Here is an 11,830-nt window from a genome sequence, read left to right as displayed (position 1 = left end):
TTAGAGTTTTTCCAGCTCAGATTCAATTTCAGCGATTTTACTGGCGACGACTTTCTCAAGATGACGTAAATCGGTCAGGATCTTCTGTTTTACATCATGTTCGGCTTGTTCTTGTTGGACGATTTGGTCCAGTTCATCAATCACCAGTGATAAGCTGCGATTGATCTCTGTGACTTCACGAAAGCGCCCCGTGCCACTGTCCACGACCACATTTTTACGCTGGCGTGGGTATTTAAACTTCATGCTCTTAGCGAACAATTCGCCTTTTTGCTTTTCAAAATAGATCTTCAGCGTGTCATAACTGGCTTCTTGGCGCAGTGAATAACGCTCGATTTTCTCTGGATGCTCAACGCCGATATTTTTTAACTGTTGGTACATAACCACCTCATAAGTTGACGTCGTACACGCTGTGAGCCAGCGTTTCGATACAGGGCTCAGTGTAGCCCGTCAGCTACACCAATTACCGTGACCACTTTGGCTATTTTGCTTGCGATAGCGTCTTCTCTAGCGCGGTTTTTAGTTGCGCTTGATGTTCAGATGTCAGGGCTTGGTTTTGGGCATCCGTTACAATAAAAAAGTCTTCTGCCCGCTCACCAATGGTCGTGATCTTCGCTGCATGAACACTGACGCCTTGCCGCGCAAACACGGCACCAACGCGGGCCAGCAAACCCGGTGTATCGAGGGCTACCAGCTCCATCAAGGTGCGGCGTCCATTTTTGGTTGGTAAGAAAAGGACCTGAGTTTTGACGGTAAAGTGTTTGAGCTTTTGTGGCGCTCGACGACGCGGAATGGTGATCTTGCCCGTTTCTTCAATGGCCTTGGCGACCCCTTCGATAATCCGGGGATGACGGTCGAGGGGAATCGCCTCGTCATTTTGATCCATGACCATAAAGGTATCGAGTGCATGTCCATCTTTGCTGGTCATAACCTGTGCATCATGGACACTCAGGTTTTTCTTATCTAATGCGGCAACCACGCGCGCAAATAAACTGGGCCTATCTTGGCAATAAACAAAGATTTCGGTTCCGCCTCGGGTCGCCTTTTTGCTCACCAACACCAAAGGTTGGTCACTTTGATGGTGGAGCAAATGTTCACTATGCCAAGCGATTTGCTTGTGGGTATGGCGGAGAAAGTAATCGGCTTTAAAGCGTTGCCAAAGCAACTCAATATCACGCGGGCTGTGCCCTTGCTTGCGCAGCATGGCGGCTGCTAAGTGTTGGTTATGGCGGATCCGTTCACGGACATCCGGCGGATTCTCTAGTCCGCGGCGCAAGGCTTTTTGCGTCGAGTAATAGAGCTCTGCGATCAAGGTGCGTTTCCAGCTATTCCATAAGTCAGGGTTGGTGGCATTGATGTCGGCGACGGTCAAACACACTAGCAGGTCAAGCCGCTCCTCATCGCGCACTTCTTTGGCAAAGTCGGTGATCACGTCGGGATCGTAAATATCGCGACGTTGTGCAGTCACGGACATCAGGAGGTGGTTTCGCACCAGCCAACTGACAATATTCGCTTCAGGGCGAGATAAGCCGTGCTCAAGGCAAAAGTCATGGGCTTCGATGGCACCAATTTCGCTGTGATCGCCGCCGCGCCCTTTGCCTATGTCATGAAAGATAGCTGCGATTAGCAGTAACTCGCGGCGTGCGAGTCGAGGGAAAATATCACAACAAATGGGGTGACGTTCTCGGTTGGCCTCATCGTCAAAAAGGCGCATGTGTTTAAGCAAGCGAATGGTGTGCTCATCCACGGTATAGACGTGGAACAAGTCGAACTGCATTTGTCCGACGATCTGACTCCACTGCGGCAGGTAGGCTGACATAATGCCGTGGCGGTGCATCAAACTAAAGGCTTTATGCAGCGCATTGGGGTGGCGCACCAAGGCCATAAATTTTTCGCGAGCGTCTTGTTGCTGACACAAAAAATGGTTAAGCCGACGACGTGCCGTGCGCAGTTGACGAAGGGTCGGCGCCGATATGGCCTCTATGGTGGTGTCATCAGCCACATGGAGCATCATATCGAGAATGGTGTCAGGGCGTGCTTGAAATAGTGCCGGTTTGCGCGCTTCGATCGCATTGCCTTGGCGCTGAAAATCGTCACTCAGAATGTCGATTTGGCCCGGGCGGCCATTGTCGATAATCACTTGATCGAAGATTTGCAGCAACATCTTGTTAAGCTCGCCGATCCGACCGAGCGTGCGAAAGAAGTCTTTCATCATTTGCTCTACCGCACGATTTCCCTCGCCACGATAGCCTAGCAATTCGGCAACGGAGGTTTGGTGCGCGAAGGTCAGCCGGTTGTCATAGCGGCGCAGTTCTAAATGAAGCGCGAAGCGAATCCGCCAGAGTACGTTTTGGCACTCATTCAGTTCGCGATACTCGGCATCAGTCAGAAAGCCATAGTGACTCATCTCACGCAGGCTGGTGGCGCCAAAATGGCGTCGGGCGATCCAAGCGAGGGTATGGATGTCGCGCAGTCCACCGGGGCTTGACTTCAGATCTGGTTCCAGCTTGTAGGCGGTGTCATGATAGCGGCGATGGCGGGCTTTCTGTTCTTCCACTTTCGCGCGATAAAAACGCTCGCTGGGCCAAAAGTCATCCGCATGAACGCGCTGTTCCAGCGCATTGAATAGCCGCTCGCTGCCGCATAATAAGCGTGCTTCTTGCAGGTTGGTTGCCACCGTCAGATCGTCGAGCCCGACACTGATGCACTCATCGACCGTGCGCACGCTGTGGCCCACTTCAAGTTTGAGATCCCACAATAAGGTCAGTAATTCACTGAGTTTTTGTTGCTGGTACTCGTCTAATGGCCCTTGGCAAAGTAATAGCAGATCAATATCAGACAGGGGGTGGAGTTCACGCCGACCGTAGCCACCTACTGCAACCAAGGCGAGATGAGGGTGCTGGTCAAAACCAAAATGCTGCCAAAGCCTGTGCATCAGCGCATCCATGTAGTCGCTACGCTGATAGACCAGTTCAGGCACCGGAACATTGGCGAGGAAGTCTTGCTTCTGTTGCTCAAGGAGGTGCTGAAATTGGGCTTTGAGTGCCACTGGGCTCAATTGGTCTTGGGTCAAACTTTGTGGTGTGATCACTGTGTCTGTCATGGCGTTCCTTTGCGCATAAAAAAGCCGGAGCAAGCCCGGCTTTTATCAGAGTCTTAGTGGTTGATATGACGTGGGATGGTTTCTTCTTCACGAAGGGTTAAGATTTCCACCCCAGTTTCGGTCACCAGCAGGGTGTGCTCCCACTGCGCTGACTTCTTGCCATCAATGGTATAAACCGTCCAACCATCGTCTTCATCAAGCACGGTACCGTATTTACCTGCATTAATCATAGGCTCAATGGTAAAGCACATGCCAGGTTTGAGGATGGTTCGGTCGTTGTTTTTGTAGTGCACCACTTGTGGATCTTCATGGAAGCTCGCACCGATACCGTGTCCACAGTACTCTTTAACGATCGAATAGCGAGTGTTGCTGCTTTTGATGAATTTTTGGATAGCAGTACCAATGTCACCAACTGTAGCGCCCGGCTTCACCTTTTTGATGGCATGATAAAGGCTTTCTTGGGTGACACGGCAAAGGCGCTTGTCTTCCAAAGAGACCTCACCAATCAAAAACATTTTCGATGTATCGCCGTGATAGCCATCCTTAATAACGGTGACGTCGATGTTGACGATATCGCCATCTTGGAGCACATCTTCGTCACAAGGGATCCCGTGACAAACCACGTGGTTGATAGAGGTACACATGGATTTAGGGAAGCCGTGATAATTCAAGGTAGCGGGTGTGGTGCCCTGCACCTCAGTCATATATTTGTGCGCGATGTCATCCAGTTCACGCGTAGTAACGCCTGGCTTTACATGTGGGGCCAGCATTTCCAGCACTTCTGCGGCCAACCGACCGGCAACGCGCATTTTTTCTATTTCTTCTGCTGTTTTAATTGGGATCGTCATTTTGCTTTCTCACTTAATTCGTCTCGCTCATCGAGGCAATGAGCGTCAGAGCGTGAGGGACCTCACACCCTGATAAATCAGGCATGCGCTGCTTTGACCTGCTACGCTTTGGTCACCGGTAGCGCGGGGCAGACACATTGAAGTGGGCACATGGTATCAAGCTGGGCGGTTTCTGGAAACCAGAACCACACCTTTCGCCGTTTGGGCAGTGGTGCGGCAATACGACAAACCGGCCTTCGCTTGGGCAATTTATCTGGATTTTTGCCTACTTTATGTGGTATAAAGCGCGCCGAAATCCGTCATTGTGATCAATCTGTTTTTGTCAGGTTTCATCTTGATGGCATTTCACTAAACACTTTTTATTTTAAATCACACACATATCGTCACATTGTCCGGGGTGCCCTGTGCGGGTCGGTCAAATGGGATATGTGGAGGCCTAACCCCAAGAGGAAATTATCATGGCTACTGTTTCAATGCGCGACATGCTCAAGGCGGGCGTACACTTCGGTCACCAAACCCGTTACTGGAACCCTAAGATGAAGCCTTTCATCTTCGGTTCTCGCAACAAAGTACACATCATCAACCTTGAGAAAACTGTACCAATGTTTAACGATTCTTTGGCTGAACTGTCAAAAATCGGTGAGCGTAAAGGTAAAGTCCTGTTCGTTGGTACTAAGCGCGCAGCAAGCGAAGCGGTAAAAGCGGCAGCAGAAAACTGCGAGCAGTTTTATGTGAGCAACCGTTGGTTGGGCGGCATGCTGACCAACTGGAAAACCGTTCGTATGTCTATCAAGCGTCTGAAAGACCTGGAAACCCAGTCTACCGATGGTACGTTTGAAAAGCTGACCAAAAAAGAAGCGCTGATGCGCACTCGTGAGATGGAAAAACTTGAGAAGTCTCTGGGTGGTATCAAAAACATGAACGGCCTGCCTGATGCAATGTTCGTTATCGATGCGGATCACGAGCACATTGCTATCAAAGAAGCGAACAACCTGGGTATCCCAGTATTTGCGGTAGTAGATACTAACTCTAACCCAGACGGCGTTGACCACGTAATCCCAGGTAACGATGACGCAATCCGCGCTATCCAACTTTACCTGAACGCAGCGTCTGACGCATACAAAGAAGGCCGTAGCCAAGACATCGTTGCGCAAGCAGAAGACGAGCTGGTTGAAGTCGCTGAGTAAGACAACAGCTCCTTGTGAGCGTTCTTAGCCATCAGCGTGTCATCTTTCATGCTGTAAGCTAAGTATGGTTAGCAGGGGCCGAAGTCGGGCCCCTGTTTTTTACCCAAATAGTTTCGAATCGAGGATTGAACAATGGCAACTGTTACCGCTGCCCTGGTTAAAGAACTGCGCGAGCGCACCGGCGCTGGCATGATGGAATGTAAAAAAGCACTGGTTGAAGCGAACGCAGACATCGAAGTCGCGATCGAAAACATGCGTAAAAGTGGTGCGGCTAAAGCAGCGAAAAAAGCTGGCCGTGTTGCTGCTGAAGGCGTGATTCTGGTTAAAGAAAGCGAAGGCAAAGCAGCGATCGTTGAGATCAACTGTGAAACTGACTTCGTTGCTAAAGATGCTAACTTTGCTGCATTTGCTAACCAAGTGGCTGAAACTGCTTTGGCAGAAGGCCTAGAAATCGACGCGCTGAAAGAAAAATTCGAACAGCAGCGTGCTGAGCTAGTTGCAAAAATCGGTGAAAACATGGACATCCGTCGTGTTTCATTCATCGAAGGCGCGAAAGTAGGTTCTTACCGTCACGGCGACCGCATCGGTGTGGTTGTAGCTGCAAACGCTGACGAAGAAACCATCAAGCACGTTGCTATGCACATTGCTGCATCTAAGCCTGAGTACGTTAACCCAGAAGACGTACCAGCTGACGTGGTTGAGAAAGAAAAACAAATCCAGGTTGATATCGCGATGCAGTCAGGCAAGCCTGCTGAAATCGCAGAGAAAATGGTTGTTGGCCGTATGAAGAAATTCACCGGCGAAATCTCTCTGACTGGTCAAGCATTTGTTATGGACCCAGCGCAAACTGTGGGCCAAATGCTGAAAGAAAAAGGTGCCGAAGTGACTAACTTCATCCGCTTTGAAGTGGGCGAAGGCATCGAGAAAGAAGAAGTAGACTTTGCTGCAGAAGTAGCTGCTGCACAAAAAGGCTAATTTTTCTGATTCAGGCCGCGGTATTCGCCGCGGCCTTTCCATAACCTTCTTCCCTAACTTAGTGCCTAATATAAGGTAGTGACATGACTACAAATCCTAAGCCTGCATATCAACGCATTTTACTTAAACTCAGTGGTGAAGCCCTGCAGGGCAACGATGGATTCGGTATCGATCCAACTGTGCTAGACCGTATGGCACAAGAAATTAAAGAATTGGTCGAGTTAGGTGTTCAGGTCGGATTAGTCATCGGCGGCGGTAATTTATTCCGTGGCGCTGGTCTTGCCGAAGCGGGAATGAACCGTGTTGTGGGCGATCACATGGGTATGCTGGCCACCGTGATGAACGGTTTGGCAATGCGTGATGCACTTCATCGTGCCTATGTGAACGCACGAGTGATGTCCGCCATTCCACTTAATGGTGTGTGTGACAGCTATAACTGGGCTGAAGCGATTAGCCAGCTTCGTAATGGCCGTGTGGTGATTTTCTCTGCCGGAACGGGCAACCCTTTCTTTACCACGGATTCAGCGGCGTGCCTACGCGGCATTGAAATTGAATCTGACGTGGTGATCAAAGCAACAAAAGTCGACGGCGTATACAGTGATGACCCAACCAAAAACCCAGATGCTGAGCTTTATTCAACCTTGAGTTACCAAGATGTACTCGAAAAAGAGTTGAAAGTAATGGATTTGGCCGCATTTACGTTAGCACGCGATCACCAAATGCCGATCCGTGTGTTTAACATGAATAAGCCGGGCGCCTTACGCCGTGTCGTGATGGGTGAAACAGAAGGCACTCTGATTACTAACAGCTAAGCCGATTTAGTGGCATAATCGGACAGTAAAATTCAATCGCAAGGATACCTCCAGTGATTAACGATATTAAAGCAGACGCCAAAGCGCGTATGGATAAAAGTGTAGAAGCGCTTAAACACAATCTTTCAAAACTTCGCACCGGTCGTGCCCACCCAAGCTTGTTGGAAGGCATTACGGTTGAATACTACGGTGCACCAACACCGTTGAAGCAACTCGCCTCTATCGTTGCTGAAGATGCACGAACCTTGGCGATTACTGTTTTTGACAAGCAAGTGGCACAAGCCGTTGAAAAAGCGATCATGACTGCAGATTTGGGCCTTAACCCAGCATCAGCAGGTACCGTGATTCGTGTGCCGCTTCCTCCATTGACAGAAGAGCGTCGTAAAGAGATGGTCAAGTTGGTGCGCGCAGAAGGCGAACAAGGCCGCGTTGCGGTACGTAACATCCGCCGTGACGCTAATAGTGACCTTAAAGCACTGTTGAAAGACAAAGAAATCTCTGAAGATGACGAGCGCCGTGCACAAGATGAAATTCAAAAGCTGACGGATGCTGCGGTGAAGAATGTTGATGCGCTTCTTGATGCAAAAGAAAAAGAGTTGATGGAAGTCTAAATCTCATTAGACTTTACCACCAATGTCAAAGCGCTGTGCGTGCAGTACAGCGCTTTTTATTTGCCAAGGAGAAACATGAGTTCCCAGTCTCTTGATGCGCAGCTCGAGTCTGCCGCCCTACCGCAGCACATTGCCGTTATCATGGATGGAAACGGACGTTGGGCAAAGGCGCGAGGCAAAGCCCGTGTATTTGGGCATAAAGCCGGTGTTAAAGCAGTGCGTAAAACGGTGAAGGCGGCGTCGGAGCTTGGGGTAAAAGCCCTAACCTTGTTTGCGTTCAGCAGTGAAAACTGGCGTCGGCCAGAAGATGAAGTCAGTGTGCTGATGGAGTTGTTCATCAGTGTGCTTTCTCGCGAAGTCAAACGCTTGAACAAAAATGGTGTCCAACTTCGCGTTATCGGTGATACCTCTCGATTTAACCCATCGCTACAACAAAAAATTGCTGAAGCTGAAGCTTTGACCGCAAATAACGATCAACTCGTGCTCAATATTGCGGCTAACTATGGTGGGCAATGGGATATCACTCAAGCGGCACGTCGTGTCGCAGAGCAAGTCGCGACTGGTCAATTACAGGTCAGCGATATCACAGAGCAAGATATTGCTCGTCAATTGATGCTATCTGACTTACCCGATGTGGATCTAATGATCCGCACCAGTGGCGAATGTCGCATTAGTAACTTCATCTTGTGGCAAGCCGCCTATGCCGAGTTGTATTTTACAGAACAATATTGGCCCGATTTCAACGAGCAAAGCCTGTTCGATGCGGTCGCTTGGTATGTCAATCGTGAACGACGCTTTGGCTGTACCGGCGAGCAAATCAAAGCCATGCTAACAACCGATAAGTAACCACGAGGAATCAGTTTGCTCAAACAACGTGTTTTAACCGCGGCCTTGTTAGTCCCTTTGGTGGTCGCCGCTGTTTTTTATTTGCCTTTTCCCGCGTTTGTTGCGGTGATTGCGGCTGTGACGCTGCTCGGGCATTGGGAGTGGACACAGTTTGTGTCCAGCTCTTCAAGATGGCTCACCTTTATCGTTCCAGCTGCGGCATTGGCGCTATCCATTTATAGTCTCCCTTTTAGTGCCTATGCGCTGAGCCACTTAGCGGTGGCGCCCTTTTCGGTAGCAGCGGCGGGGGCAGCATGGTGGTTGTTTGCCACCGGGTTGGTCTTAGCCTTTCCAAAATCCGGAGCGCTTTGGACGCACAGTCGCTTACTGCGCCAGCTATTCGGTCTTTTGACCTTATTGCCCTTTATGTGGAGCGTGTTGATTTTACGCGCCGCAGACTATCAGTTTTCCACCTATTACGGTGCGAAACTGGTCCTTCTGGTGTTTGTGTTGGTGTGGTGTGCGGATAGCGGTGCCTACTTTGCGGGTAAAGCGTTCGGTAAACATAAAATGGCGCCGGCGGTGAGCCCCAATAAAACCCTAGAAGGTTTGCTTGGTGGGCTCGTGGCCGCCGTTGCCGTGACATGGGCCGGTGCGCAGCTTCTCGATATTCACTTTGCGAGCGTGGGCGCGCTGCTTTGTATCGCTGTGGTCACAGCGTTAGCATCGGTGCTGGGCGATTTGGCAGAGAGCATGTTTAAGCGTGTCTCTGGCGTGAAAGACAGTGGGAATTTATTACCTGGCCACGGCGGTATTTTGGATCGAATTGATAGTTTGACCGCTGCATTTCCCGTTTTTACCGTGCTGTATTTCGCGTTTGCGAATTAAGTAAAACGAGCGTATCACATGCAAAAAATCACTGTATTAGGTGCCACTGGCTCGATCGGAACCAGTACGCTTTCTGTGGTTGAGGCTAACCCTCAACAGTTCGAAGTGACCGCACTGGCGGCCAATACCAATGTGGAAAAGATGACTCGCCTGTGTTTGCATTGGCGGCCGCGTTTTGCGGCCATGGCCGATGAGAACGCTGCATTGGAATTGGCGCAAGCGCTGAAAACGAAAGGGCTTAACACAGAAGTGTTGGCCGGAGAGCAAGGTTTATGCACGCTCGCATCTTTGGCTGAGGTGGATATGGTGATGGCAGCCGTGGTGGGGGCGGCAGGCTTGATGCCGACTATGGCTGCGGTGAAAGCGGGTAAGCGCGTTTTGCTTGCCAATAAAGAGGCCTTGGTGATGTCAGGGCAATTCTTTATTGATGCAGTTTATCAACATGGGGCAGAGCTATTACCTATCGATAGTGAGCACAATGCGATATTCCAGTGCTTACCGCAGGTTGTACAAGCTAACCCTGGCCGCTGCGATCTGAGTGCTGCTGGCGTGAGCAAAATCTTGCTCACAGGCTCAGGGGGGCCTTTCCGTTATCGTGAACCTGAGACCTTGCATACCGTGAGCGTAGCGGAAGCAGTTGCTCATCCCAATTGGTCGATGGGACCAAAAATCTCCGTTGATTCCGCCACCATGATGAATAAAGGCTTGGAGTATATTGAAGCACGCTGGTTATTTAATGCACGTGCCGATCAGCTCGAGGTTGTGATTCATCCCCAATCGGTTATTCACTCGATGGTGCAAATGAGCGATGGTTCGGTACTCGCCCAATTAGGCACCCCTGATATGTGTACGCCTATCGCCCATGCGATGGCGTATCCATCACGTGTGACGACGTCGGTTGCACCGCTCGACTTTACCCAAATTGGCGAATTTACCTTTATGGCACCGGATGCCCGTCGTTATCCTTGCTTGTCTTTGGCGATTGAGGCGTGCCAGCAGGGGCAGGCGGCGACAACGACACTCAATGCCGCCAATGAACAAGCAGTGGATGCCTTCTTGAAAGGGCAGATAGGCTTTATGGACATCGCACGGATTAATGAGGCGGTGTTATCACAAAGCACACTTCGCTCGCCATCAAGCTTGGATTGCCTGCTGGAGCTGGATAGAATGGCGCGAATTACGGCTAAGGAGCACATTGCTAAGGTTGCAAAATGAGTGCATTTCTATGGAACGCAGCGTCATTTATTGTCGCTCTCGGTGTGTTGGTGGCCATTCATGAGTATGGACACTTTTGGGTCGCGCGCCGCTGTGGCGTAAAAGTTGAGCGCTTTTCGATTGGTTTTGGGCGCGCACTATGGCGCTGGCGGGGCAAAGACGATACCGAGTATGTCATTGCTGCCATTCCGTTAGGTGGTTATGTCAAAATGCTCGACGAACGCATTGAGGCGGTCGCTGAGCATGACAAACCACGTGCATTCAATAATCAACCGCTGTGGCAACGCAGTGCAATTGTCGCCGCAGGGCCTATTGCCAATTTTCTTTTTGCGGTGGTCGCTTATTGGTTGATTTTCATGATGGGGATCCCAGCGGTTAAACCCGTCATTGGTCAAATAACCCCCAACTCCATCGCTGCAGAGGCCGGAATTGAACCGGGTATGGAACTTACCCATATTTCGGGCGTCGAAACCGCAGATTGGCAGGCTGTTAATTTCTCACTCATCAACCATATCGGTGATGAGCAGATGACCATGACAGCAAAGCCCGATGTGGCATCCAGTTATAGTCGGGACTACAGATTGGATTTAACCGCGTGGCAGTTTAATCCAGAGACTGAGTCTCCGCTGACAACCTTAGGGATCACCCCTTACCGTCCTGCGATTACACTCGATGTGGCCCAGGTGGTGGAGGGCAGTGCCGCTGCGAAGGCTGGTATTGCGTCTGGTGACACCTTAGTGGCGATTGATGGCAACAGATTACAAGCGTGGTCTGAACTGGTTGAGGCGGTACAAGCAAGCCCGAATCAACCGCTGCAGGTGACGGTGACGCGCGCCGGGCGTGAGCAGGTGTTAAACCTAACACCGGATGCGCGTGAAAGTAATGGCAAGGTCACCGGGTACGCAGGTATTGCGCCGCAAATGGCACCTTGGCCGGAGGCTTATCGTTTTACGCAGCAATATGGGCCGCTGGCGGCAATCCCTGAGGCAGTGAGTAAAACCGGACAGGTTATCAGCCTCACCGTGAATATGGTGAAAAAGCTGATTGTTGGGGATGTGGGTGTCAATAACCTGAGCGGGCCGATTTCTATCGCCAAAGGCGCAGGGATGACAGCAGAGATCGGGTTGATCTCATTTTTAGGATTTATGGCGCTGATCAGCGTTAACCTCGGCATTATCAATTTGCTACCTCTACCGGTCTTGGACGGCGGGCATTTATTGTTCTTTGGTATTGAAGCGGTAACACGCCGGCCTGTACCAGAGCGCGTACAAGACTTTGGGTATCGCATCGGCGCTGCCGTGTTGATGATGGTAATGGCAGTGGCATTGTTTAACGACTTCGCCCGACTTTAAACGGTTAGTATTCAAGG

11 protein-coding genes are annotated in these 11,830 nt (G+C 50.5%); 8 read left to right on the top strand and 3 right to left on the bottom strand.

Features of this window, described 5'->3' with window-relative positions; genetic code table 11:
* The 3 genes from E8E00_RS10265 to map form a co-directional block, all read right to left on the bottom strand.
* Entirely contained in the window at positions 1-378 is a 378-nt protein-coding gene (locus tag E8E00_RS10265) for a DUF3461 family protein (RefSeq protein WP_069588596.1), read from the bottom strand.
* 100 nt (positions 379-478) lie between these two features.
* The gene (glnD, locus tag E8E00_RS10260; RefSeq protein ID WP_096631068.1) at positions 479-3,100 is read right to left on the bottom strand and encodes a bifunctional uridylyltransferase/uridylyl-removing protein GlnD; all 2,622 of its coding nucleotides are present in this window, start codon (positions 3,098-3,100) and stop codon (positions 479-481) included.
* Between the two features lie 53 nt (positions 3,101-3,153).
* A complete protein-coding gene (gene map, locus E8E00_RS10255) occupies positions 3,154-3,948 on the bottom strand; it encodes a type I methionyl aminopeptidase (protein WP_069588600.1) in 795 nt (264 codons plus the stop codon).
* Positions 3,949-4,406: 458 nt separating this feature from the next.
* Here map and rpsB point away from each other — a divergent pair, with 458 nt between their 5' ends.
* The 8 genes from rpsB to rseP all read left to right on the top strand — a co-directional run bounded on the left by rpsB (position 4,407) and on the right by rseP (position 11,813).
* Complete coding sequence (gene rpsB, locus E8E00_RS10250; RefSeq protein WP_069588601.1) at positions 4,407-5,135, top strand: 30S ribosomal protein S2; 729 nt, start codon at positions 4,407-4,409, stop codon at positions 5,133-5,135.
* 132 nt (positions 5,136-5,267) lie between these two features.
* A complete protein-coding gene (gene tsf, locus E8E00_RS10245) occupies positions 5,268-6,110 on the top strand; it encodes a translation elongation factor Ts (protein WP_096631070.1) in 843 nt (280 codons plus the stop codon).
* A gap of 83 nt (positions 6,111-6,193) precedes the next feature.
* Positions 6,194-6,922: a UMP kinase gene (gene pyrH, locus E8E00_RS10240; RefSeq protein WP_069588604.1), complete on the top strand. Its 729-nt coding sequence runs from the start codon at positions 6,194-6,196 to the stop codon at positions 6,920-6,922.
* Between the two features lie 53 nt (positions 6,923-6,975).
* Positions 6,976-7,533, top strand: a complete 558-nt coding sequence (frr, locus tag E8E00_RS10235; RefSeq protein ID WP_069588606.1) for a ribosome recycling factor — start codon at positions 6,976-6,978, stop codon at positions 7,531-7,533.
* Between the two features lie 75 nt (positions 7,534-7,608).
* Complete coding sequence (locus E8E00_RS10230) at positions 7,609-8,379, top strand: isoprenyl transferase (protein WP_069588608.1); 771 nt, start codon at positions 7,609-7,611, stop codon at positions 8,377-8,379.
* Between the two features lie 15 nt (positions 8,380-8,394).
* Complete coding sequence (locus E8E00_RS10225; RefSeq protein WP_096631072.1) at positions 8,395-9,246, top strand: phosphatidate cytidylyltransferase; 852 nt, start codon at positions 8,395-8,397, stop codon at positions 9,244-9,246.
* 18 nt (positions 9,247-9,264) lie between these two features.
* Positions 9,265-10,461 (top strand): 1-deoxy-D-xylulose-5-phosphate reductoisomerase, encoded by a 1,197-nt coding sequence (ispC, locus tag E8E00_RS10220; protein WP_096631075.1) that lies wholly within the window; start codon positions 9,265-9,267, stop codon positions 10,459-10,461.
* Positions 10,458-11,813 carry a sigma E protease regulator RseP gene (rseP, locus tag E8E00_RS10215; RefSeq protein ID WP_069588612.1) on the top strand — a complete coding sequence of 452 codons (1,356 nt, stop codon included), beginning with the start codon at positions 10,458-10,460 and terminating at the stop codon, positions 11,811-11,813. The genes ispC and rseP overlap by 4 nt, the downstream gene beginning before the upstream one ends.
* The last annotated feature ends 17 nt before the right edge of the window (positions 11,814-11,830 follow it).

This window comes from Salinivibrio sp. YCSC6, from assembly GCF_004916735.1.
GTDB lineage: Bacteria > Pseudomonadota > Gammaproteobacteria > Enterobacterales > Vibrionaceae > Salinivibrio > Salinivibrio proteolyticus.
Note: the sequence above shows the minus strand (reverse complement) of the source record. Positions and strands in the feature narration are given on the sequence as shown.